Source organism: Acidobacteriota bacterium, from assembly GCA_016703965.1.
GTDB lineage: Bacteria > Acidobacteriota > Blastocatellia > Pyrinomonadales > Pyrinomonadaceae > OLB17.
On the sequence record JADJBB010000021.1, the window covers coordinates 1,861,146 to 1,883,711 of the forward strand.

Annotated in this window: 22 protein-coding genes; 9 read left to right on the forward strand and 13 right to left on the reverse strand. The window is 50.8% G+C overall.

What is annotated here, in order from left to right; all coding sequences use genetic code 11:
* Positions 1–540 carry a 2-amino-4-hydroxy-6-hydroxymethyldihydropteridine diphosphokinase gene (gene folK, locus IPG22_15330; protein MBK6589659.1) on the reverse strand — a complete coding sequence of 180 codons (540 nt, stop codon included), beginning with the start codon at positions 538–540 and terminating at the stop codon, positions 1–3.
* Positions 541–668: 128 nt separating this feature from the next.
* On the opposite strand from folK, the gene IPG22_15335 reads away from it, so the two are divergent.
* Positions 669–1,193 carry a hypothetical protein gene (locus IPG22_15335; GenBank protein ID MBK6589660.1) on the forward strand — a complete coding sequence of 175 codons (525 nt, stop codon included), beginning with the start codon at positions 669–671 and terminating at the stop codon, positions 1,191–1,193.
* A 78-nt stretch (positions 1,194–1,271) separates the two neighbouring features.
* Here IPG22_15335 and IPG22_15340 read toward each other — a convergent pair whose 3' ends face one another.
* The 4 genes from IPG22_15340 to IPG22_15355 form a co-directional block, all read right to left on the reverse strand.
* Complete coding sequence (locus IPG22_15340; GenBank protein MBK6589661.1) at positions 1,272–1,820, reverse strand: transposase; 549 nt, start codon at positions 1,818–1,820, stop codon at positions 1,272–1,274.
* A gap of 187 nt (positions 1,821–2,007) precedes the next feature.
* Positions 2,008–2,475 carry a hypothetical protein gene (locus tag IPG22_15345; protein ID MBK6589662.1) on the reverse strand — a complete coding sequence of 156 codons (468 nt, stop codon included), beginning with the start codon at positions 2,473–2,475 and terminating at the stop codon, positions 2,008–2,010.
* Positions 2,475–2,729: a helix-turn-helix transcriptional regulator gene (locus IPG22_15350; GenBank protein MBK6589663.1), complete on the reverse strand. Its 255-nt coding sequence runs from the start codon at positions 2,727–2,729 to the stop codon at positions 2,475–2,477. The genes IPG22_15345 and IPG22_15350 overlap by 1 nt, the downstream gene beginning before the upstream one ends.
* 295 nt (positions 2,730–3,024) lie before the next feature.
* Positions 3,025–3,486 (reverse strand): hypothetical protein, encoded by a 462-nt coding sequence (locus IPG22_15355; protein ID MBK6589664.1) that lies wholly within the window; start codon positions 3,484–3,486, stop codon positions 3,025–3,027.
* A 76-nt stretch (positions 3,487–3,562) separates the two neighbouring features.
* Here IPG22_15355 and IPG22_15360 point away from each other — a divergent pair, with 76 nt between their 5' ends.
* Together IPG22_15360 and IPG22_15365 are read left to right on the forward strand one after the other, a co-directional pair.
* Positions 3,563–3,706, forward strand: coding sequence for a hypothetical protein (locus IPG22_15360; protein ID MBK6589665.1), 144 nt, complete (start codon positions 3,563–3,565; stop codon positions 3,704–3,706).
* 255 nt (positions 3,707–3,961) lie between these two features.
* Positions 3,962–5,257 carry a putative DNA binding domain-containing protein gene (locus IPG22_15365; protein MBK6589666.1) on the forward strand — a complete coding sequence of 432 codons (1,296 nt, stop codon included), beginning with the start codon at positions 3,962–3,964 and terminating at the stop codon, positions 5,255–5,257.
* A 54-nt stretch (positions 5,258–5,311) separates the two neighbouring features.
* Here IPG22_15365 and IPG22_15370 read toward each other — a convergent pair whose 3' ends face one another.
* Complete coding sequence (locus tag IPG22_15370; protein ID MBK6589667.1) at positions 5,312–7,207, reverse strand: hypothetical protein; 1,896 nt, start codon at positions 7,205–7,207, stop codon at positions 5,312–5,314.
* A 356-nt stretch (positions 7,208–7,563) separates the two neighbouring features.
* Between IPG22_15370 and IPG22_15375 the strand changes: the two genes are divergently transcribed.
* Complete coding sequence (locus IPG22_15375; protein ID MBK6589668.1) at positions 7,564–8,907, forward strand: hypothetical protein; 1,344 nt, start codon at positions 7,564–7,566, stop codon at positions 8,905–8,907.
* Between the two features lie 7 nt (positions 8,908–8,914).
* On the forward strand, positions 8,915–10,327 hold the full coding sequence (locus IPG22_15380) for a hypothetical protein (GenBank protein MBK6589669.1): 1,413 nt from the start codon (positions 8,915–8,917) through the stop codon (positions 10,325–10,327).
* Here the strand turns inward: IPG22_15380 and IPG22_15385 are convergent.
* Complete coding sequence (locus tag IPG22_15385) at positions 10,314–12,224, reverse strand: hypothetical protein (protein MBK6589670.1); 1,911 nt, start codon at positions 12,222–12,224, stop codon at positions 10,314–10,316. The genes IPG22_15380 and IPG22_15385 overlap by 14 nt on opposite strands.
* Positions 12,225–12,427: 203 nt before the next feature.
* Here IPG22_15385 and IPG22_15390 point away from each other — a divergent pair, with 203 nt between their 5' ends.
* From IPG22_15390 to IPG22_15400, 3 genes are all read left to right on the forward strand, one after another.
* The gene (locus tag IPG22_15390) at positions 12,428–13,702 is read left to right on the forward strand and encodes an MFS transporter (GenBank protein ID MBK6589671.1); all 1,275 of its coding nucleotides are present in this window, start codon (positions 12,428–12,430) and stop codon (positions 13,700–13,702) included.
* A 90-nt stretch (positions 13,703–13,792) separates the two neighbouring features.
* The gene (locus IPG22_15395) at positions 13,793–14,098 is read left to right on the forward strand and encodes a DUF2695 domain-containing protein (GenBank protein MBK6589672.1); all 306 of its coding nucleotides are present in this window, start codon (positions 13,793–13,795) and stop codon (positions 14,096–14,098) included.
* A gap of 8 nt (positions 14,099–14,106) precedes the next feature.
* Positions 14,107–14,631, forward strand: a complete 525-nt coding sequence (locus IPG22_15400) for a GerMN domain-containing protein (GenBank protein ID MBK6589673.1) — start codon at positions 14,107–14,109, stop codon at positions 14,629–14,631.
* Positions 14,632–14,642: 11 nt separating this feature from the next.
* On the opposite strand, the gene uvrA is transcribed toward IPG22_15400, so the two are convergent.
* Positions 14,643–17,480, reverse strand: coding sequence for an excinuclease ABC subunit UvrA (gene uvrA, locus IPG22_15405; protein ID MBK6589674.1), 2,838 nt, complete (start codon positions 17,478–17,480; stop codon positions 14,643–14,645).
* A 183-nt stretch (positions 17,481–17,663) separates the two neighbouring features.
* Between uvrA and IPG22_15410 the strand changes: the two genes are divergently transcribed.
* Entirely contained in the window at positions 17,664–18,470 is an 807-nt protein-coding gene (locus tag IPG22_15410) for a DUF1223 domain-containing protein (protein MBK6589675.1), read from the forward strand.
* Here IPG22_15410 and IPG22_15415 read toward each other — a convergent pair.
* From IPG22_15415 to IPG22_15435, 5 genes are all read right to left on the reverse strand, one after another.
* Positions 18,452–18,724 carry a hypothetical protein gene (locus IPG22_15415; GenBank protein MBK6589676.1) on the reverse strand — a complete coding sequence of 91 codons (273 nt, stop codon included), beginning with the start codon at positions 18,722–18,724 and terminating at the stop codon, positions 18,452–18,454. The genes IPG22_15410 and IPG22_15415 overlap by 19 nt on opposite strands.
* The gene (locus tag IPG22_15420; GenBank protein MBK6589677.1) at positions 18,700–19,797 is read right to left on the reverse strand and encodes a L,D-transpeptidase family protein; all 1,098 of its coding nucleotides are present in this window, start codon (positions 19,795–19,797) and stop codon (positions 18,700–18,702) included. The genes IPG22_15415 and IPG22_15420 overlap by 25 nt, the downstream gene beginning before the upstream one ends.
* A 153-nt stretch (positions 19,798–19,950) precedes the next feature.
* Entirely contained in the window at positions 19,951–20,742 is a 792-nt protein-coding gene (locus tag IPG22_15425) for a M50 family metallopeptidase (protein ID MBK6589678.1), read from the reverse strand.
* 131 nt (positions 20,743–20,873) lie between these two features.
* Positions 20,874–21,350 (reverse strand): cyclic pyranopterin monophosphate synthase MoaC, encoded by a 477-nt coding sequence (gene moaC, locus IPG22_15430; GenBank protein MBK6589679.1) that lies wholly within the window; start codon positions 21,348–21,350, stop codon positions 20,874–20,876.
* Positions 21,347–22,540 (reverse strand): molybdopterin molybdotransferase MoeA, encoded by a 1,194-nt coding sequence (locus IPG22_15435; protein MBK6589680.1) that lies wholly within the window; start codon positions 22,538–22,540, stop codon positions 21,347–21,349. Before IPG22_15435 ends, moaC begins: the two co-directional genes overlap by 4 nt.
* Positions 22,541–22,566 lie beyond the last annotated feature (26 nt).

Genomic DNA, 22,566 nt, shown 5'->3' on the forward strand with positions numbered 1-22,566 from the left:
CTACACGCCGGCTTCGGCGTGGGCGGCTTCGTGGCCGTTATTCGGGTTCCAACGGGTCACTTCGCTTGGGTCGTCGAGGTTTTCGAGGATGTCGGCGATCTCCTGGTGCAGAACGGGATGGACGAGATTCGGGGCGATCTTTGCGAGCGGCTTGAGCACGAAACGCCGCAGGTGCAGCCGCGGGTGCGGCAGCGTAAGTAATTCTGTATCAATAATTGCGTCGCCAAAGAGCAGTAGGTCGAGGTCGATCGTGCGGGGTTTTTTCAGGGATTTGTCGGTGCGGCCCAGCAGGTATTCGATCCTCATCATCCGGGCCATCATCTGGCTCGGCGTCACATTGGTGACGTGGATCTCGGCGACCATGTTCAGGAATTTCTGGTCCGTTTCGATGCCCACCGGCTCGGTCTCATATATCCCCGAAAGCTTGTGCACGACAAAACTCGCCTCCATCAGCCCGCGAACGGCCATCAAGAGGTTCCCGGCCCGGTCTCCCAAATTCGACCCGAGCCCGATGTATGCAACTGTATGTCCTGTATCCACGTGAGTTCGCTACATAGTAAATAGTCCAATCCGAACCAGATGTCAATCAACCCAAAATGAATGCCGACCGCCTTGTTTCTGAAATAGTCGAATTTGGACTATCGTCCTGACGATCGATATGTTCTTGAATGATGAAGCCAAGAACTTACGAAAGATATTTCCTAACCGCAAACTTCTATGAGTTGTGTAACGGTCGCCGTCCTGACTTTCGGGCACGAGCCGCCGTTAAGAATTTGGCTCGCGTCGGGGTCAAGGCATCGTTCGAACGACACGATGACAAGTTCGTCCGCGTGACCGCCTCTGCGACAGCCGAAAAACACGTAACCTATCTCGAAATCCGCGGATACCAACTGAAAAATCCAAAAAGAACAAAAGCGACGAAGCCTCAACCCTCATACTCCGATGTTGTCAAAACCATTCTCGCCCGACCAAAAACCGGCGAAGGCGGCGGCATCCCATTGACACGCGGCGAAGTCGCAATGCTCTTCCTAGATGGCTACGCCGGCGACGGCCCAAGCCTTTTGGATATGCGTTCCCAAGGCTACGGGGAAGACGATCTCTGGGACGGCCTCACGACCGAAGACGTCCTCGAAGACGAAAACACCGCTTTTGTCTGGACGAAATGGGAACCGTTAGAATTGTGGCCGGGCTGAAAGCACGGTTCGCGGCTTTGCCGCCTTATTTGCGGAAAAGCTACGCTTTTCCGGCGTGTTCCCCCAAGATTTCTGCGGCTACGCCGCCGGTCTCCATTTGATCTGTTTGTGGTCGGTCATTAGCGGCTCATTTTCTATCGACCGTCCATGCCATTGACGAGAACTCGAATATAAATATTCATCCGGATGCTCGACCAACCCCGCACGAACCGGATTTAGGTGAATATAGTTGACCTTTTGCATCACTGCGTCTTCGCCCGTTATCCGTAGAGCATTCGGATGATGTTCGTAAACCGAATGACTATGATTCTTCCCGCGATCTCGTATGCGGAGTTTCGCAAGCGAACTTTCGTAACCGTTCTCTTTCAGATAGTTGATCAAGCGTTTTGCGGAAATACCGTTCAGGTATCGCAAAACTTCTTTCATTTCCCGTGCATTGTCCGTCAGTACATGCGTATGTTCGTGCATTATGACATACGCGAATATCATTATTCCTGCAGACTTTCTCGCTTCATCAAATGCGTCGCAGACGATTTTTTTGATTGCATCTTTCTGAAAGATCGGCAGACGATGGTGTGCCACTGAGGTTAGGTAGTATGCGGGATTGTCTCTTGAGACTTGAAACATTCGACGTGGGCGGCGGCGTAGCCGCGAGAGTTAAGGGGTGTTACCGGAAAAGCATAGCTTTTCCGCAAATAGAGCGGCAAAGCCGCGAAAAGGTAACGGGGACATCTTAACTCAATTTTCCGTGGGTTTTCACCCACGGCTACAATCATATATCGCTACGCGATAAAAAACCTTGAAGAAAAGCTCGTCAAAGATTTATTTGATACTGAATCCGCTTCGTACGCATTATCGCTTCGAGTTCAGGCACAGAAAGAAGTGCGTGTGACCGCGAATCTGGATGAAGGCAGACGAAACAGAAGCGGTATTTGTCGCCTAGTCTTTCGCCGAAGTCGAATTCGTTTTGGGTTGCCCCGAAGAAGAAACCCTTTGGATTTTCGGGGAGATATTTTCTAGTCGTTTTAAGTTCGACGAGGAATATCTCGTCGAGATGCGTTTTGATGACTTCTTCGGTCGCGACTTTTCCGGCATAACGCGGGATGTATATCATATCGAAGGCTCGGGCGTAGGTTCGCGGTAATCCTAGCATTTCCAATATCTTCTTCCGCGTTTCACTATCGACGTAGAAGAATCCGGTTTCGTGTTCGATTAGGTATTCGATCCCGTCTTTTTCGGTGCGATTGTTTGAGAGCGTAATGGTGAACGAATGGTCGGGCATTAGGAATCACCTCGCTGTTTGTTGGTAATTTCTTCCTGGCCGAATGCCATCAACTCTGAAACTGACATCTCAAAAATCTTCGCGAACACACCAATATTCGAGAGCGAGATGTTTCGTTCGCCGCGTTCGATCATGCCGATGTAGGTGCGGTGGAAGCCGGTTTGGAATGAGAGTTCTTCTTGGGAGAGTTTTCGCTCGGTCCGAAGTTGTCTGATCCTTTTGCCGAATTCGGTGATGAGAGTTTGGTTGAGCATTGTGGAGAACGGCTGCGAAGAACCCGGACGCCGTCGCTCCCGGTTCTGACCCATGTGGATCAAAACTATACGTATTGTATGCAGCGATCAACATACAATAAGTCTCATTTGTCGGGTTTGTGCTTCTTTCTCTTGATGTCGTCGCATCGCGACGCCTGATTGTAGCCGTGGGTGAAAACCCACGGAAAGGATGGATCTCGCGTTCCTGCTCATCGCAAAAAACGAAAATTAAATTGTCAAAGATCAATGGCCGTGGCTGACGAGGGTTGGGTCGTCAGCCAGGGTTTGGTGGGATCTATAGTTCGGGTGGCGGTTGTGGGGTGGGGATCCGTTGTTTGGCGCGGTTGTAGCGGTTGCCGACGGCTCGGGGTGAGATGCGGGCGGTGCGGACGTCGAGGACGAGGAGGCCGTCGTAGTCGATCTCGACGCCGTTGAACTGCAGCGTTTCGTTGATGATCACACCGAATTCCTGCATCAGGCGGTAGGCACGTACCACGCGGCCGCCGCGATTGCCGCTCGGCCCGGCCGGGTAGGCGTTGCGGGCGGCGAGGGCGGCCGGTTTTAGGCCGATGCGGTTGTTGACCGTGTCGTAATATAGTTGGAACGCCCGCGGCGCGCCGAGGCGATCGTGCGTGACGCGGCTCATAACGATCTCGCCTTTGCGGTTCATAGTTACGTAAAATGCCGCCCACTGGCTCTGGACGTGGTCACGCGGTACTTCTTTCCAGGTTGTTTTCATAAAAATTTCTCCTTGCAAGTTCAGCATCCTACACACTTCGCCACCGGTTTGAAATGCCATTTTGCACAGATCGACATGTTATGCACACATTGATATGTTTTTCTCAAATTGTATGGTTTTGCGTACTTTGCGTACCGGATCGGCGGCGGATGCGATGGACGAAGCCTTCGACGGCACGATAGGCGGCGGGGTATTGGCAGCGATAAGGCGTTCTGTTACCAGAATATCCGGGACTTGATCATTGAAGGGATCGAAAATCGCGGACAGCGAAAAAAGCGGTCATACTTTTCGCGTTTTGGTCAGGCGAGGGACACATTTTTCGCCTACGAGGGACGCATCGGGGACGCTCCTGAAAATTCGGGTGCGGATTTACTTTTCGCCGGTTCGATGTTTCAATAAGGTTGTTGAAATTTTACTCCAGCAATGCCAACCTCACGGGCATTCGGGCGGCAAGCGTGTCCGTCTTTTTACATAAATCTCACGCCGAACACTGATGCCGCGAAGAAAATTTCGTCACACACAGCGTTTTGACTCACCAAGCGACCAATCCTTTCAGGAATACCTCGTAAATAACGACGCCCCGGCCACCACACGGACCGAACTTTTGCGCCTGATCCGCGGTGGCGAAGACACTTATCTTGAGCTAAAAGTTAAGCTTTCTAACTCCGAGCGCATCGCCCAGGGCATCGTCGCTCTGGCAAATACGGACGGCGGGACGATAATTTTTGGGGTCAATGATCAGCTCCGGATCGAAGGGGTTTCGAACCCCGAATGGGTCCAAACCGAGATCGCCCGGATCTGCCGCGAGGACATCGTTCCCCCCATTATTCCTATGCTTGACACGATCGCGTTCGACAGCGGAAAGCGCATCGTGGCTCTCGATATTCACGGAAAACGCCGCCCGTACCGCACTCGCGACGGCCGTTTTTATCTCCGCATCGGTGCCGAAAAGAGGGAAGTCTCACGCGGCGAACTCTCAGCCTGGCTCGACGAGATCCGGCCGCTCGGCTTTGAAAATATCCCGCTCCAGGGAGTGGCGGAAGAGGATTTTGACGATTCGCTGTTGTGGTCCTTCGCGAACGGATTTGACGACAACGCGCCGAACCAAAACCTCTACAACACCAGCGATTTCCTCCGCAAAGACCTGCTGCTCGCCGTCGGCCAAACGGACGAATTTTTCCCGACCGTCGCCGCCTTGCTGTTGTTTGGAAAGAATGACCGCGTCGCCGAACTGCTGCCGAGATCGAATGTCACGGTCGCACGCTTCTCAGGCGACAACGGCACGGCTCAACTCATTGAAGCGGTTGAGGTTAAGGGGAATTTGCTGACGCAGTTCGAGACCATTCAGGAGTTTATAAAACGCTACACCGACCTCGGAAAAGAGCGTCCGAAACGCAAACTTTCGCTCGTCACAGACCCGGTGGTCCAGGCACGCGGGCATTATCATTATTACTCGGTGGCTGAGGCGATAATAAATCTCCTGATGCACCGCGACCTCGCCCTGCGAGACATCCGGACACGAATAAACATTTACGACAATGCGATAGAATTTATAAATCCGCGGCGGACGAACGGTTTTTCACCGCCCGCTGCCCGGGCTATCCGCTACGGCATTACACAGCGTTTAAACCCCCAAATTTCAGCCATTTTCACCCGCCGCGAATACGGAATTAACGTCCCCCACGGCGGACTTCCGATGATCCTGAGACAGTCGAACCTCTTCTCCGGCCGCAAGCCGGAGATCTATATCGCGAACGACGAATTCAAGCTGAAGATCTTTGCGGCTTAGCGGCTATCTCTGTTCGAAGCCCCAGAGTAGAATTTTTGCAATTAAACCGGGCTTTTATTCCTGTTTCGGGATTTTGTAAATTGAGATGCTTGCGTTTTTGAAGACTTGCTCGTAGTTAGCCGTGAAGTATCCCTCGTTAGGTTTGAACTCATCCCTCTCTTTTGGGCCAATGAATATGTAATCGACGCCGAACTTTCTAAGGAGTCCAGGACTTTCCGGCCCACCACTATACATTCTGGGTATTTCCCGTTTAATACTATCAATATATTCCCGACTATATCCGTGGCTCCAGATCCAATAGTCGTGGCCGAGGATCAATGGTCGGCCACCAATGCACAGTGCCGGTTGGTTGTGATATTGTCCGGTGAGAAATCTTGCTTTTGGCTCTACCCTGTCACGAACAAATTTTCCCGCTTCAATCTCTTCCGGACTGAAAATCCTCCAAATCAGTGCGGAATTACGCTTAGTTGACAATATTCCGGCAAATGTGCAGGTAAGGAGAATAAGTAAAAGTAGGGGGGTAAAGATCGCCTTCGACAAAGCCCGGTGCAGCCAAGAACCTACGACAACCGCCGTTGCTGCATACCAAAAAAACAGAAGCTTTGAGTTATCAGAGTCATTTGGTGAAATACGGAATACGAAACAAATTACGAAAAGAGCAAGAAAAGGGATATAAAAAAGGCGGACACTTCTTTGGCTAAAAAAAAGTGCAGGGAAAATAAGGACTATCGGTAATCCGAAGTTCAACAATATAAAATAAGGTACATTGTTATTCACAAGATGACTTTTCCACCCAAGCTGTAGGTGAAAGAAAGAACTCGATCCGAAAGTTCCCTCCAACGAAAATACCTGTGGAATTGCTAGGATAACGGAAGGTAAAATGAAGTAAATCCACTCCTTTCGGCATCTTAAAAGAAAGAGTATTCCCGCAATAATCCCAATTGACATATACGAGTGCATATTGAAAGAAGGAAGTAAACCGGTCAATACACCAGCAAATCCCAGAACGAGACGCGGGTCGATTTTAGTTTCCTTTGTTCTGTCCTCTTCTTCAGTAGAGAACCAGTATATGGCGATCAGCGCGAGCACTGTAAATCCAATTGGTAGACCATAGAGCATCGTTCTCTGCGGAACCATTACTGTTGGTATGATATTCGCCCAACTCAAGCCGTGTTTTTCCCAAGCGGTATAATCCTCTTTTAGGTTGAAAAAAGACTCATATAGTGATCTGTTGCCGGAATACCAATCGCGAAGAAAAAAAACAAATCCGAATCCTCCATTAAGTAAAAAGATTAAGCCGGAGTAAAAAGCCGCCCAGCCAGATTTGCTAATCCGCTTGGCGAAGCAGTAGAAGGTTCCTGCTAAGGTGAAGGATAGTAGGATGCCGGTTATCGCAAAGCTTGACCAAATTTCCCATCCGGTTGTCAAAAATATTGATGCATGAAAGTCCGCCAAGAATGGGTATCGCATTGGTTCACCCGACATCAATAAGTAAGATGGAGGAAAATTTTTTCCAAAAGAGAAGGAGCTTGCGATCAATAAATGCAAGACCATGTCATAATAATCGGCCGCTAAATACCAGCCATCACCTTGTTCGCGAAACATCCCAATGCTGAAAATGTATATGAATACAGGCAGGAAGAAGGCTATGAGAGTTAGCAGAGGGATGTTTTCCAGTAGAGATTCTTTTATCGATCTGCGATCGAAGGCAGGAGGCTGATTCCACCAGAGATACCCAGAGCCGCCCAACATTGAAATACTAATTATGACAATAGAGGTAAGGTGCAACTCAGACGCGACGCGGCTTAGTAAGTATACCGCCCAAATTGATAGAACGACTCCGGTTGTGATGCCCCAAAATAGCCGTTCCGCAACAGTCGACCAGGGAAAGATACGCCGTACAAGACCCACACCAAACAGTACTGATCCTAGTAGAAATATGAATCCCATGTTTTTTTTATTCTCAGGCCTCTACTTCAATGCGTATTTAATACGGACGTAAGATGGTCTGTTAATTTAAACAGAAGTCTTATTCTGTCAGGTTTGCTAATAACCCTTTAAACGTGTTTTCAATATAAAGCCGATATTCAATTTTTGCAATTTATCCGCCCGCCAGGTACGGGCTCACTCGAGTTTCGGATTCGTCGAGAAAAATTGCTCTGACCAACCGAGAATATTGACCTGAAACGGCGTTTGTGTGAATATCTACACGGAATAACAGAGACTGGCTGTCACTGCCCCTCGCTTGGAAAACCTTCTGCGCGATGAGGTGGCGGCCTAGTTTAAGGGAAGGGGTTAATCACAAAATGGAAGAACCGGAACACCTTGTCGAAGAGCAACATGAGCCAAGTGTTGTTGATAAATCCGAACCTTTAAATTCAAGCCGTAAAATGGGGTTATCCTCGCTCATTATCGGCGTTATCTATTTCTTTTCGAACCCGCGCGATCAGAGCCCGTTCGATTACACGTTTCGGGTTGCGGAAAACCTGATGCGCGGCAATCTTAGTTTTACCGAACAGCCGCCGTCATGGCTTAACGAATTTGTGTTAGCTAACGGAGCGTACCACACGGTTTTCTCGTTGGGTGCGGTGCTATCGATGGTTCCGTTCGCGCTTTTGAAGATGCTTGGGTTTGTCAAAGTTGCTCCTGTGGCCTTGATCGTTGGTATACTGGCGGCAGGGCTGTCTTACTTTTTGCTGAAAATTGCTGAGAAGTACGATATCTCGTTTTCTCGACGGCTTCTTTACACGCTTGCGATCCTACTTGGCACGTTCATGTGGGCCAACCTTACATTCGGCGGTGCATGGCAGCTCGCTTTGGGGTTCGCGATGGTCGGTGAGGCTGGGGCGATATATTTTACGGTCTATAACCGCCGTCCATTCCTCGCCGGGCTGTTTTTCGCCCTGGCATTTGGCAACCGGACGGAGAATCTTTTAACGGCTCCCGTTTTCCTTTTCCTTCTGGCAAGAGATGAATACTCGCCCGACGAACGGCTGAAAGGCGATGAGGCGACTGATCCGGCCGAGGTAACTGATGCTGATCTCCCAGGATCGAAAGGCTTTGTCGCAAAGTATTTTCCTCAGTTCAGCATTGCTCGTACGGCCGCGTTTTGCGCAATTCCGTTTCTGCTGGGTGTCGCGACACTCTATTACAACTTCATCAGATTCGATTCGATCTCGGATTTCGGACATGCCCGGATAAACGGCGTGCTAGATGAACCATGGTACAAACACGGGATATTTTCCATCTACTACATACCGAGGCAGATGTGGGAAATGCTGATAAAAGGTTGGGAATGGCGAGATTCAGTTCCGTATTTGAGGCCGAATGGGTTTGGGAATACGATACTCGTCAGCAGCCCTTTCCTGCTTTTCGCATTTCGTGACGGAGCCAGGGATTACGCTATAAAATACGGTGCTTGGATTGCGATCCTATTCCTCACGATACTACTCTGGATGCATGGAAATTCCGGCGGTTGGCAGTTTGGCTACCGTTACGCGATGGTGCTTTTACCGTGGATCTTTGTACTTCTCCTGGAAACAGCCCGGCGGAAGTTAGCGACGATCGAATGGGTCGCCTATACAATTTCCTTTCTTTTCGGCATCTATACCATCTGGCTTTACCATTGGTCGGACTATATGAAGCCCTAGCGAATCTATGAATGAGTTCCCAACAGACGCGGCGGTCCACGGTAAAAAAGCACCTGGCTTTTTTGGTGTCTATAGATTTGAGATCCTTCTCGTTATTTTTGTCTGGTTTGTCATTGGACTGACAATAAACTCAAGAAATCTGGATGCTTTCAACCTGCAGCAGATGGGAGTCGAGGCGATCGTCGAACGCGGTGTTTTTTACGTTGATGGCTCGCAATCGCCCAAATTGCAGCCGATCGGCGATGTCTTCGATTATCAAGGCCATAAATACGCCGCAAAACAGCCCGGTCAATTCATGATCGGGGCTATCTTCTACTTTTTCATAAGCCTGTTGGGACTAAATTACGTTGCTGACTACCTTATGACCTCGGCGCTGGTCACCTTCTTTTCGACATCGCTTATCGTTGGGATCTCGGCGATAGCTGTGTTTCGCACGGCTCGATTACTCTCGCCTGAAAAGGAAGCTCTTTTTTTACCCCTTCTGGCCGCTTTATTCTATGCCTTCGGTACTACGGCATTACCGTATGCAGGCATCGCTCATCACGATGCGATCGCATCGTCGTATCTGGTTATCGCGTTCTATTTTGCCGTGCGTTTCGGGCGCGATGAGAAGGGATCAGGGCTTTTTTATTCCGTTCTGGTTGGCGTCTTTCTCGGGCTCGTCGTAACGACATCGATGCTGGTTTTTTCGCCCGCACTAGCCGTGGGCATTTATTACCTTTCGTTTTTCCGATGGCGGCAATTGCCGTTTTTCCTGATCGGCGGAACCGTCGGCGTACTGCCGTTGCTCATCTACGACACCGTGAACTTTGGAAATCCAATACTCCTACCGAATTTCGCGGGTAATTATTCGGACACCTTTTTTCACTTTACCGTCAGCAATTTTCTTGATAAAGCCGCTTTTTATTTACGAGGCTCTATCACATATGCTCCGGTCATACTGATCGGATTCGGAGCACTGTGGCTGATTCCGCGGACTCTGATACGTGAGAAGATCGCGATCGTTCTATCAGTAATTCTACTGTGTGCCTACATCTTTAATATCGATTCAGTCGGCACTTGTGAATATGGGCCAAGGTATTTGTTGCCGTTGATGGGGTTAGGCTGCATTGGCGTCGTCGGATTTGGTTATCTTCCAGCGGGAGCGACCCGAAATCTTTGGGTGGGAGCTTTGCTGCTCTCGGGCGTCGTGGGCGTAGTAATTAACACGGTTGGAGCCATGGGCGGCGCGATGTATTGTGACCTCGGTACTCACGCTTTCAAACCGCACTTTGATATGATCAAGAAAGGCGAACTCGGCACGTTCCCGCTTTTCCGATGGCTTTTTATCCCGACTCTTATGGTGGGATATTTCTTCCTTAGGAATCTGCCTCAAGCTTCTCGAAGAGTTTCTGTGGAGAGCCAGATCACTGCGGACTGATGTCGGATGCCTGCCCTTTTATTTGATAGATCGAAATAGCTGAGTTCTTGTACACCAAGGTATGGTTCGCAGCGAAATATGCTTCGTTAGCTCGAAGAGCGTCCTTCTCACCCTGGCTAATATAGACATAGTCTATCTTGTGTGTTGTCAACAATTCCGCTCCAGCGGCACTCCCGCTGTACATTTCCTTAACATCCTTCAGCATCAGATCATAGGCCTGTCTGCTGTAGCCGTGGCTCATGATCCAAAACTCAAATCCCAGCATGATCGGCTTTCCAGCGAGGCACAAGACTGGCTGGTTGTGGTTTTGACCGGTCAAAAACAATGATCTCGGCGGCGTTTTATCACGCGCAAAGATCCCTGCCTCAATTTCTTCTGGTGAAAAAACGCGATATATGAGTTTCGTCTCCCGGATCGTAGCCAAGAGCCCGGAGGCTACGCAGACAAGCACCAGAAAGGCGACCACTGGCCTTAAAGCGAACCTTTGACCGATCTTGCTCAGCCAGTTCGCGACAAGGATCGCTGTTCCCGCATGCCAGTAATAGAGGAGTTTGATGTTGTCGAAATCATTCGGAGATATCCGAAATATAAAGCTGAAAACGAACAAGCACGCAAAGGCAAAATAGAGAGTTTTCAGATATCGCGGGGCTGCGAATAGCGCTGGAACGATCAGCAGCAACGGTAATCCAAAGTTGAAGAGAAGGAAAACAAAGAAATTGCTGCTAATGCCGCTCATCCAACCGAGTTGAACGTGCAGAAATTCGCTCGCCGTGAGGCCGCCCCCGGAGCCGAGTAGTTGTGGTAAAGCGAGCAGGACTGCAGGTATCCAAAAAGCTATCCACGCATATCGGCGGTTTATCATGAACAAGAAACCGGATATCAAGCCCAACGACATGTAGGAATGAACATGAAAAAGGGGAAGCAGTCCCGTCAGAATACCGGCGATGAAGAGAATCCGAGCACCGTTCCATTTATCGTTCTTGTCAGTTTCAGACCAATCACGCCAGACGATCGTGATTAGTGCAAGAATGAAAAATGCAATCGGCATCCCGTAGAGCATTGCCCTTTGCGGGATCACGCCGCTGGTGATTAGGCTGACCCATTTGATCCCCTGTGAAAACATATCCGTATAGTTTTCTTTAGGGTCCAGGAGGTTGGTGAGCAACGATCGGTCACCCGCATACCAGTCTCTGAAGAACAAAATAAACCCGAGTCCCCCGTTAAAAAGAAAGATCAGTGACGCAAGGAATGCGGCCGAAGCCGAATCCGCCACGCGTCGGGCAAAACAAAAAAATGTTCCGACCAAGGCGATCGATGCGACCAATGATGTCACGGCAAAAGTTGTCCAAAGGCTCCATCCGAATTCTAAAAAGATCGACGCGTGAAAGTCGGGTAAGAACGGATAACGTAACGGTTCTCCCGGCAGAACCAGGTACATAGGCGGGAAGTTGTCACCGTAAACAAACCCATTCGCTATTGCAACATGCAGAGCCATGTCGTACCAACTTGTGGCAGTTAGGTATAGGCCGTCAGGCTGTTGACGAAACATGCCTACATAGAAAAAGTAGATGAATATCGGAAGAACCAGTATCAGGAGCAGGACGAGGAGTTTATTCTCCCTCAGTAAGTCCGGGATCCTTATCTTTTTAAGATCCGGCAGGTCGCGGCGAAAAAGAAGTATCACAGTGATCCACATCGCACCTGTGAGGGTTATGAGAGCGAATTGATTTACATCGAGGAAAAGTCTTGAGATCGAGTACGCCAGCCACGTTGAAAGCAGGATGCCGAGCGTAGTACCCCAAAAGAGCCTCTCCGGCCCGTTAGCAAATGGGAGTAGTTTCCTGACTAGGCCTATGCCGAAAAGGATCGATGCGACAAAAAATAAGATTCCGCCCATAAAGATAAATGAACTACTTCTGAACTACTTCAAAACTGCGGGCTGACCGTTTTGGGGGACAATGTTCGAACTATTACGTGAGATTAGAACAGCGAGTTGACAGTGTCAATGAAAGCTATGAACGCATCTGTTTATGCTCGATCTGGCGGCTAGGAAAAGTTGGGGACATTCGTTAGAATTCTCTCTACGCCCCTGATCCGATCATGTTACTGGACCTCTCACCCCTAAAAGCCTCGCGCGACTACCGACTTCTTTTCACAGGCCAGCTTGTATCTTTTTTCGGCTCGATGATGACGTTTATTGTCGTGCCCTGGCAGATGTATCAGATCACGCAGTCGTCGGCGATGGTCGGCTACATCTATCTCGCTGAGTTTATCCCGATGGTCGCTCTGGCTTTTGTCGGCGGAGCGATGGCCGATTTTCTCGACAAGCGAAAAATGCTGCGACTGACAGAGATCGGGCAAACCTTAGTTACTGCCATTCTGCTGATAAATTCTCTGCTGCCAACCCCGCAGATCTGGGTATTGTTTCTCTCCGTCGCTCTGCATGCAGGTTTTGCGGCGATACAGAGACCATCGTTCGAGTCGTTCATTCAAAAGGTCATCCCGCCTGAAATGATGTCAGCGGTGATGGCTCTAAACTCGATCCGATTCTCGGTCGGAATGATTGTCGGCCCGGCCGTGGCCGGCGTTATTGCCACTCAGTTGAGTCCGTCTATCGCATACTCGATCGATCTCGTGACATTCATTGCCTCGCTAACGGCGGTTTTCATGCTTCGATTCGTGCCGCCCCCTGAGAATGCTGAGAAGCCGAGTTTTGCAGCGATCAAGAAGGCTTGGAAATACGCCTTCAGCCGTCAGGAACTGGTGGGGACGTATTTCATCGATATCGCCGCGATGTTCTTTGCCTTTCCGCAGGCACTATATCCGGCTCTTGCTGTCATTTACGGCGAAAAATATGTCGGGTTTTTCCCGGCAGCGATCGCCGTTGGAGCACTGACCGCGAGTGCTACCTCGGGCTGGACCAAGAATGTTCACCGGCACGGTTTAATGGTGATCGCAGCGGCTGTTTTGTGGGGCGTGGCGATCTTCTTTTTCGGTCTCGTGAACAGCCTTGTTCCCGCATTATTGCTGCTCGCCGCGGCCGGTTTTTTTGATATGATATCGGGCATTTTTCGGGGTGCGATCTGGAATCAGACCATTCCGAATTTCCTCCGTGGACGTCTTGCGAGTATTGAAATGATGAGCTATCTGACCGGCCCGATGCTCGGAAGTGCTAAAATGGGCATCGTTGCAGAAAAGTTCGGGGTTCAAAATGCGATCGTAAGCGGCGGTATTCTTTGCGTTGTCGCGGTTGCGGGCTCAGCCCTCTTTCTGCCAAAATTCGCCGCCTACGATGGCCGTGAAGGCATCAAGCAGCGTGAACTCGAAGAGGCCGAACGAGCCGAAATGTCTCGCGTGTCGGAAGCGGAATTTTGACTGGAGGGTGAGCATCCTGCTCGCCTGTAAAGTTCACCCGATCTGATTTAACATTTAACGGCGAGCAAGATGCTCGCCCTCCAGTCATATATGGCAATCCTAAGAAAACGCGAGATCGAGAATCTCGAACAACTCAGCGGCGAGGAGCTAAAGGCATTTCTTGATTCGCTTCCTGCAGCTCAGCATACGATCAGCGAACTGCTTGATTTTGTCGAGGACGAGCTTTACGAAGTAGAATGCAATCACAGCCTGCAATATTCGATGCGGTACATGATGGAAAACCGGCTCGATTTTGGCAAGATCACATCATGGCTGAACGATAACGGCGGCTATTGCGACTGCAAGGTGCTCGCTGAGATCGCTCCGATCTGGCGGGCGAAATTTGGAGACGACTAAACACGAATATGAAGGTCATCACACTTTTATTCACGCTCATCGCCTTTTCAACCATCGCGTTCGGCCAGAAGGGGTCGACGATGGCGATCAAGGTTTATTTTCATAACGAAAAGCTGAACCCCGAAATGATGGATTGCACAAAGGCGTTTCCGACCACGCGAACGATCCCGAAAACGACCACCCCGGCACGAGCCGCTTTGGATGAACTATTCAAGGGCGTGACTGACGAAGAAAAATCTAAAGGCTTCTGGTCATTCGACCGGGAATCAACGACGGGAATTGTTAAGAGCCTAAACGTTAAAAACAAAGCCGCTTATCTCAATTTCACGAAACGAGCCTTCGAAACTCTTGGCAATGCAACAACCAGTTGCGGGGCGGGTTTTTTCCCAATGGTCGAGAAAACGCTGACCCAATTCCCAAGCATCAAAAAGGTTTACTACGCCGTCGAAGGCAACACGAACGATTTTTACGAGTGGATGCAAGTCGGCGAGTGTCCGTATGGGAAGCACTGTGCGAAGAGCAACTTCAAGTAGCCAGCCGCGATCTATTTCAAATAGGTTTTCAAATATCTACCCGTAAAGGAATCATCGACCTTTGCGACCGCTTCCGGCGTGCCGGTTGCTAAAATGCGGCCGCCGCCGAAGCCGCCTTCGGGGCCGAGGTCGATGATGTGGTCGGCGGTTTTTATGACGTCCATGTTGTGCTCGATGACGAGGATGCTGCCGCCGTTGTCGATGAGGGCACGAAACGCGGACAAGAGTTTGTTGATGTCTTCAAAATGTAGTCCCGTTGTTGGTTCGTCAAAGATGAAGAGCGTTTCCGATGTCGTCTTCTGAGCCAGATGCGATGCAAGTTTCACACGCTGAGCCTCGCCGCCTGAGAGAGTTGTTGCCGATTGTCCTAGCCGCAGATATCCCAACCCGACCGAATCCAAGACCTTCAGTTTCGAAGTCAATTTCGGCACGTCCTTAAAGAAGACGATCGCCTCGCGGATCGTTAACTGAAGGGCCTCGTGGATGTTTTTGCCTTTGTATTTGATGTCTAGAACTTCCTGCTTGAACCGCATTCCGCGGCAGTCTTCGCAGGTCAGTTCGACATCGGCGAGGAACTGCATCTCGATGGTCACGGTTCCCGAACCCTGGCAGATCTCGCAGCGTCCGCCCGGCACATTGAACGAGAAATGCGAGGCGTTGTAGCCTTTGGTTTTCGCACCGTTCGTCGCGGCAAAGGTTTCGCGGATCGCGTCGTATGCCTTGATGTACGTCACCGGATTCGAACGCGGTGTACGGCCGATCGGCGATTGGTCGACGAGAATGACGTCATCGACGTAATCCGCCCCTCTGATCTCTTTGACAAAACCAACCGGAGCGTTCCATTCGCCGCGTTTCTTTTTCAGCCCTGCGTATAAAACATCGTGAACCAACGTCGATTTGCCGGAACCGGAAACGCCGGTTATGCAAACAAGCATATCGAGCGGTATCTCGACCGAAACGTCCTTCAAATTATGCTCGCGGGCCCCGATGATCTCGATCTTTCGCTTGGTGACGGTGCGGCGTTTTAGCGGAACCTTGATCTCGGCATCGCCGCGAAGGTATTTTGCCGTGAGCGATGTTTTACTCTTCATCAGAGCCTTAAAATCGCCCTCGAAAACAAGCTCTCCGCCAAATTCTCCCGCCAGCGGGCCGATGTCGACAATGTGATCGGCCGCACGCATCGTTTCTTCGTCATGCTCGACGACGATCAGTGTGTTGCCGATGTCGCGGAGGTTCTCGAGGATCTTGATGAGCCGCGAGTTATCGCGCGGATGCAGGCCGATGCTTGGTTCGTCGAGCACGTAGAGCGTTCCGACGAGCAGGGAACCGAGATTGGTCGCGAGCTGGATGCGTTGGGCTTCGCCGCCGGATAGTGTTGCTGCGAGACGCCCAAGCGTCAGATAATCAAGGCCGACCTCGACGAGGAATTTGAGACGGCGGCGGATCTCGAGCAGCAGTTTATCGGCGATCAATGCCCGCTCAGGCGTCAATTCCAGCTTTTCGAAAAACGTAAAAGCATCGCTGATCGGCATCTCAATGATCTCGGGCAGCGAATGCATGCCGATCTTTACGTCGCGGGCTTCCTGCCGCAGACGCTGTCCGCCGCAATCGGGGCATTTGGTGTAACCGCGGAATTTCGCGAGGAAAACACGGACGTGGAGCTTATATTTCTTGGTTTCGAGGAATTCAAAAAAGCCCTTCAAACCTCGCCAGCCATCGTCGCCGTAGATGATATTGTTCTGCTGATATTCGGGCAGGTCGGCATACGGCGTGTTCATGTCGATCCCGGCGTGGGCTGCGTATTTTACAAGTTCCTTCTGTGCCCATGCGTGTGTTGGCCGCGTAAACGGCTCGATCGCACCTTGCTTTAACGACAACAGCGGATTTGGGATCACCAGCCCGTAATCGATCCCGATCGTATTCCCAAAACCCTGACAAGTCGGGCAGGCTCCGAATGGCGAATTAAAGCTGAACAGGTGCGGTTCGGGCTGTTCGTAACGCGTGCCGTCGTATTTGCACACGAAGCTGTCGGAGAATTTAAGGGGGTGCTTTTTCTCTCCAACGGTCTCGATCACCGCAGCATGACCCTCTCTAAAACATATTTCCAGCGAATCGACTAAACGCTGACGGATATCGGGCGAGGCCGTAAGGCGATCGACGAGGGCAAACGTGTTGTCGAAATCGTTAAAGGAATAATCCTCCGGTTTTTGGAGTTCTATGATCTCGCCGCTGCGGAATAACCGCGTGATACCCTGCTGCATCAACGCGATCACCATCGCCGCAGTGCTGAGCGCCTTTTCTGTCGATTTTACTTTTGGCTTGCGGGCGGCACGAACGACTTCGCGTGAGATCTCGTCCTGGATAGGGAAGAGAACGTAAAACCTCGTTCCTTCGGCGAGTTCGGCAATGATCTCGTCTGCCGCCGATTCCGGCGAATCCTTTTTCACCTCGCGGCCGCATTTGTTACAGATGGTCGTCCCCGCCCGGGCGAAGAGCAGCCGCAGGTAATCGTATATCTCGGTCTGTGTTGCCACGGTGGAGCGTGGATTCTTGGTCGTATTCTTCTGCCGTATCGCAATCGCCGGAGCGATGCCCAGGATCTCATCGACATCCGGCTTATCCATCCGTTCGAGAAACTGACGTGCGTAAGCCGAGAGCGATTCGACGTATCGGCGTTGCCCCTCGGCGTACAGAGTGTCGAACGCAAGCGAAGACTTGCCCGAACCCGAAACGCCGGTAACGACCGTCAGTTTATTGAGCGGCAGCGAGACCGTAATATTTTTAAGATTATGAACGCGGGCTCCGCGAACGATGATCTGTTCTTCTTCTATCTGTTTAGCAGCCTGCATAGTTCAGTTCCCGGAGCTGTGGGCAAATAAATATCTTAACATTCCGCAATTCTTGTTCAAAAAAGAATCGATCAACCAGTATTTGCTCGAAGGCCCGGCAAAAGGCTGTTTGCATGTGTCAATAACTGTATTATACATGCAACGTTACGGAATAACCCAGCTTCGATCCCGCATATTAGCTTTATGAAATACTTTATGTTGATCGTACTCATAACAGTTTGCAGCATTTCGACTGCTTGGTTTTTTGCCGGCAATGGTGAGAATAGCGGCGTGGAAACCGTAGAGGCAGGATCGAATGTCTCGCACCACACGGGAGCCAGACGTCCTGTCCTCGCCGAGCTTTTTACTTCCGAAGGCTGCTCAAGCTGTCCGCCGGCTGATCGGTTGTTGACGAAGTTGCAGCAGGACGGGAATGATCATGTGGTCACGCTTTCCTTTCACGTCGACTATTGGAATTACCTGGGCTGGAAAGATCCGTTCTCTTCACCGGTATTCTCGAAGCGTCAAGAGCAGTACGCCCGGCGATTTAAGCTGGATTCTAGTTATACGCCGCAGATGGTCGTTAATGGCTCAGCAGAATTCGTGGGATCTCAACGCTCCAAGGCTACCGATGCTGTCGATGGAGCCTCGTCGGAGATGTTGGGCGTTATAGATCTGAGTCTAAATAGTGGGAAATTATCGGCAGATATCACCGGCCTCGCTGCACATTCTGGTGCGACGGTCTATCTCGCCGTTGCCGAAAGCGGCCTCGTGACAAAGGTGCGAAGCGGCGAAAACGCAGGGGCAAACCTCGCGCATAGTTCCGTTGTGAGGCAGCTTATCCCAATCGGCAAACTCAAAGCTGGAGAAACAGGCGTAAAGATGGAACGGAATATTCCGCACAACGGCGAGTGGAAGATCGAGAACATCAGATATGTGGTATTTATTCAGGAAAACGAAAGTTTTAAGGTGTTGGCCGTTGAGTCAGTTGGCTACCAGCGGGTATCGTAGCCGCAGAAGTTGTCTCGCCAGGTGTCGTCAGTGTCGTAGGGCAGGACAGGAATGATGCCTTCCATTAGAAGTTCGGCGTTTAGATCGCGGCGGAGTCGATATGTGCGGCCTGAGGGGGAGCAGACTGTTAGCGTGACACGACCTTCGACGATCTTTGAAACCGCCGCGAACCGCCAGTCGGTGCGAGAACGGACGATCAGTCGTGAGCCGGTGGTCAGCTTGTCGAGGGCTATCTGAGTTTCGGTAATTTCCACGCTTTTCGACGTGAATCGTATACTTTTTTCGGCATCTGCACAAGGTACGGATTTTTTGCGGGTGAAAGCCACGCAACGATGCGTTCCAAGTTTCGGCGTTCCATCGCGGTGCAGCCTGCGGTTGGCGAATTTGCGTCTTTCCAAATGTGGAGAAAGATACAGGAACCGCGATTTTTTTCGACCGGATACGTGTTATACCCCACGAAAACGCCTAGATCATATTCCGGCCCAATCTCAAGCATTTTCTCCGAGCTTTTCCAGTCAAAATTGCCGACCTGCATGCGGTTGACGATGCGATTGTAAAAGTTCGATTTCGGATCGTCGACGCATTCCGTGAATTCGTCGAGTTTTGTGTAGGGCATCTGAACGCCCACCGGTTTTGAAGCCGTGCCGAACGACTCGGTCAGCGGAAACAGTCCGGCGGGTGATCGACCGTCACCTTCCGATTTGCCTGTTCGGAGACCTTCGTCCAATGCCGCCAAGCCAGGTGATTCATTCGTCGCCTTCCATCTGGAGTCTTCAAAAACAAATTTCACCCAAATTCCATTTGGAAACTGGCTGCCGTAGATAGATGCAAAGGCTTCGTTACCAATGAACGACTCGTTCTTTGCGAAACAGTTATCTGATATATCGTCTTCCAGATATTTGCTAATCTTGGTTATCCCCTCTTCCCTCATCCCCATTTCCAAAAATCTCAGCGTTTCTCTTGAATATAGCTGACGTAGGACTTGATCATCTCCTCGTTTCAGAGCAGTACAAATTCTTTTGAAAAGCTTTCCGAGAACAGGTGCGTTGTTGACCGCGACATCGTATTCCCGAACCCAGCCAAGCCCGCTGCGGCCGAGGACGACAGGGAACTTGTCGCCGGTTGCTTTCCAATCGCTTTTCTCGTTTTTTCTCTCGTAAAGAGCGGCAGTTCCGTTGATCTTGTCCCAGTCGTCGGTGGTTACGACGATCAGTTGTGTCGATTTGCTGAAGGCGGGCTTTTGAGCCGAAGGTTCGGGCTTTTTGATCTGGGCATATGTAACGAGACTCAGGGAAAGGAGAGCCATGAAGATGAGAAATGCTTTCATATTGAAAGGCCTTGCCGAGAAGCAGTGATCTGCATTCCGAAGTTGCGGGGGCAAGCCCGCCTTCCTGACTGCAAGTTTATTGTTTCTAGAATCTTCCCGGGCTTGTAACAGACAGTCAGGAAGGCGGGCTTGCCCACCCGTCTCTGATATTTATCAATTAACAAACAGCGAATCAGCAGCCGCTTTTGAGCCTCTGCTCGCGTACAGCCTCACGCCGACGGCCATCATTACGACGGAGATCGCGATCCAGAGAAGTACCCAAAGAACGGCGGGAATTCCGGTCGCGGCGGCCATATTTGCGGCATCGGACGAGGCGTCGGAGGTTGCCGAGATAACGAACAGCGTTTTAAGGCTGAAGAATGAGTTTAGCAGGCACTGGACGGCGAGAAATGCGAGCGAGAAGTTGACCCATTTGTCGGTCGCGAATTTGGCGACAGCAAACAGACCGGCGGTAAGGATGGCACCGGAAAACACTGTGAAAACCATGCTGCCGAATGTGACGTTTGCCAGAAAATTCCAAAACGGGGCGATAAAGCCAAAAACGACGGTCATTACTGCGATCAACCCCGAACAAAGATACAGTGCGAGCCGTGATTTCAGTCCGAAACGCATCCAAACGAGCAAAAGCGTACCGAAAAGGGTCGTGCCCACATAGCCAGCACTTGAGATGAAGAGCGACGAAAAGCCGGAGGATTGCGACCAGACCATTCCGCTCGTATCGGGCGATACGGTCAGGCTCATGACGGAATTTCCGGTGATCAGTGCCGCCATAGCATGCGAGCTTTCATGAACGAATGTCGCAAAAAGCTGGATCGGATAGACAATGTAGCCGACGATCGGCAAGTACCATCCAATCATCCAAAGTCCGACGCTGATCGCCGTTGCGATCAAAAGCAAAGTGATCTGCGGCTTGGCGTCTTCGGCGAGCTTGTAATTTATCGGCATAAAAACTCCTCAACTTGGCTACTTTGGGATACGCTTATTGTAGCTTAAAGTTCAATTCCTGTGCAGAAGCCCGCGCGTTAGCAAGGGCGAAATATTCAACGCGCGTGATTCGCCATTGCTTACGCGCGGGCTTAGGCATCACGGTCCGCTTCATAATCGGATTTCCCGCCTGTTTTCGACATCAATTTAAGTTCCGAGATCACGATGTCTTTCTGCACGGCTTTGCACATGTCGTAGATCGTCAAAGCTGCGACTGAGACGGCGGTAAGGGCTTCCATTTCGATGCCGGTTTGGGCGGTGGTGATGGCTTCGGCTTCGAGATAGATGCCGAAATCTCGAAATGCGGCGGTGACGTTGACCTTCGACAGATTGATCTGATGGCAAAGCGGTATCAACTCCGAGGTTTTTTTTGCCGCCATTATGCCCGCGATTCGCGAGATCTCTAATGGATCACCTTTTCTATTTGGCTGAGTTTGGAGAGTTTCAAGTGTTTCTGGTGAAAGCAGGACTTTTCCGCACGCGACCGCTCGCCGTGTGGTCGTTTCTTTTTGGGAAACATCGACCATGCTGATCTTTCCGGTTTCGTCGAAATGCGACAGGTTGTTCATAAATAAACGATCTCGGCGACCTCGCCTGCTGCGATACTCTTATCTCGCGGAACAATGACAAGCGAATCTGAATGAGCAAATCCAATAAAATCAGAGGAACCAGACCATTTTAGCGTATGCGCGACCAATTGCCCCATTTTGTTCGTCTCCAATCTCGAAGGCAAATATGCATCGCGTTCGCGAGCCGCTTTTGCGTCGGACGCGAGCACGGCAAATCCTGTTTCCAGATCAGAACTGATCGCTCCTTGCAGCATCAAGATCGCCTTTCGGACAAATAGATGAAACGTCACCGCCGCCGAAACAGGGTTGCCTGGCAGCCCAAAGATAAAAGTCTTGCCGAGTTTCGCAAACACCGCAGGTTTGCCAGGTTTAAGCCTTACCTTTTCAAAAAAAATGGTCGCTCCGAGTTCAGCGAGAGCTGTTTTTGTGTGATCGTATTTTCCGACCGAAACTCCGCCGGTCAGGATCACGATCTCGGATGTTTTGGTCGCGTTTGTTATCTGAGATTTGAGATCTGAAATTTCGTCTCTGACGTTCGGCAGGATCGCCGGAGCGGCTCCAAATCTGCGGCAGAGGACGTCGAGCATAATTGAATTTGAATTCCGTATCTGGTCCCGGCCGGGTCTTTTGTTGATCTCGACTATCTCGCTGCCGGTCCCGATGATCGAGACGCATGGGCTTCTTGTTACTTTAACTTTTGCGTAACCGAAAGCGGCAAGCGTGGCGATCATATTTTCGGTGATCCTCGTTCCGGGTTTGAGGATCGTCTTGCCCTTCTTGATCTCGCTGCCCAGGCGGATGATATAGCGGTTCTTTTCAGTCCGGTCGAATATCTCGACCTCACCGTTGACTTCCTTTGTTAACTCGAACTTCTGGACAGAATCGGCACCGTCTGGCAACGGAGCACCAGTCATTATTCTAACTGCCTCGCCGGATCTCATCGTTTTGTGCCATCCGCGGCCGGCGGCGGATTCGCCCACGATCTTGAGTGTGGCCGGTGCATTTTCGGTGTCCGCGGCGACGACTGCGTAGCCATCCATTTGCGAACGGTCGAACGGCGGCAGGTCGGTGTCCGCGATTATATTCTCGGCCAGAACGCGGCCGACTGTGCCGGAGATATCGATCTTCTCGCTTGTGAGAGGAGAAACTTCCTTTTCGATGAACTTTATCGCTTTGGCGATCGGGATCATAAGACTCGCGGGCGGGATGCCCGCGC

Excerpts from the sequence above, each read along its gene's own strand:
- IPG22_15370 (MBK6589667.1), bottom strand. The coding sequence starts at position 7,207 with ATGGGATTCATATTTCTACTAGGATCAGTACTGTTTGGTGTGGGTCTT.
- moaC (MBK6589679.1), bottom strand. The coding sequence starts at position 21,350 with ATGAACAACCTGTCGCATTTCGACGAAACCGGAAAGATCAGCATGGTC.
- IPG22_15350 (MBK6589663.1), bottom strand. The coding sequence starts at position 2,729 with ATGCTCAACCAAACTCTCATCACCGAATTCGGCAAAAGGATCAGACAA.
- IPG22_15395 (MBK6589672.1), top strand. The coding sequence starts at position 13,793 with ATGGCAATCCTAAGAAAACGCGAGATCGAGAATCTCGAACAACTCAGC.
- IPG22_15375 (MBK6589668.1), top strand. The coding sequence starts at position 7,564 with ATGGAAGAACCGGAACACCTTGTCGAAGAGCAACATGAGCCAAGTGTT.
- IPG22_15390 (MBK6589671.1), top strand. The coding sequence starts at position 12,428 with ATGTTACTGGACCTCTCACCCCTAAAAGCCTCGCGCGACTACCGACTT.
- IPG22_15345 (MBK6589662.1), bottom strand. The coding sequence starts at position 2,475 with ATGCCCGACCATTCGTTCACCATTACGCTCTCAAACAATCGCACCGAA.
- IPG22_15335 (MBK6589660.1), top strand. The coding sequence starts at position 669 with ATGATGAAGCCAAGAACTTACGAAAGATATTTCCTAACCGCAAACTTC.
- IPG22_15435 (MBK6589680.1), bottom strand. The coding sequence starts at position 22,540 with ATGATCCCGATCGCCAAAGCGATAAAGTTCATCGAAAAGGAAGTTTCT.
- IPG22_15380 (MBK6589669.1), top strand. The coding sequence starts at position 8,915 with ATGAATGAGTTCCCAACAGACGCGGCGGTCCACGGTAAAAAAGCACCT.
- IPG22_15425 (MBK6589678.1), bottom strand. The coding sequence starts at position 20,742 with ATGCCGATAAATTACAAGCTCGCCGAAGACGCCAAGCCGCAGATCACT.
- IPG22_15410 (MBK6589675.1), top strand. The coding sequence starts at position 17,664 with ATGAAATACTTTATGTTGATCGTACTCATAACAGTTTGCAGCATTTCG.
- IPG22_15360 (MBK6589665.1), top strand. The coding sequence starts at position 3,563 with ATGTTTTTCTCAAATTGTATGGTTTTGCGTACTTTGCGTACCGGATCG.
- IPG22_15340 (MBK6589661.1), bottom strand. The coding sequence starts at position 1,820 with ATGTTTCAAGTCTCAAGAGACAATCCCGCATACTACCTAACCTCAGTG.
- uvrA (MBK6589674.1), bottom strand. The coding sequence starts at position 17,480 with ATGCAGGCTGCTAAACAGATAGAAGAAGAACAGATCATCGTTCGCGGA.
- IPG22_15420 (MBK6589677.1), bottom strand. The coding sequence starts at position 19,797 with ATGAAAGCATTTCTCATCTTCATGGCTCTCCTTTCCCTGAGTCTCGTT.
- IPG22_15365 (MBK6589666.1), top strand. The coding sequence starts at position 3,962 with ATGCCGCGAAGAAAATTTCGTCACACACAGCGTTTTGACTCACCAAGC.
- IPG22_15385 (MBK6589670.1), bottom strand. The coding sequence starts at position 12,224 with ATGGGCGGAATCTTATTTTTTGTCGCATCGATCCTTTTCGGCATAGGC.
- IPG22_15400 (MBK6589673.1), top strand. The coding sequence starts at position 14,107 with ATGAAGGTCATCACACTTTTATTCACGCTCATCGCCTTTTCAACCATC.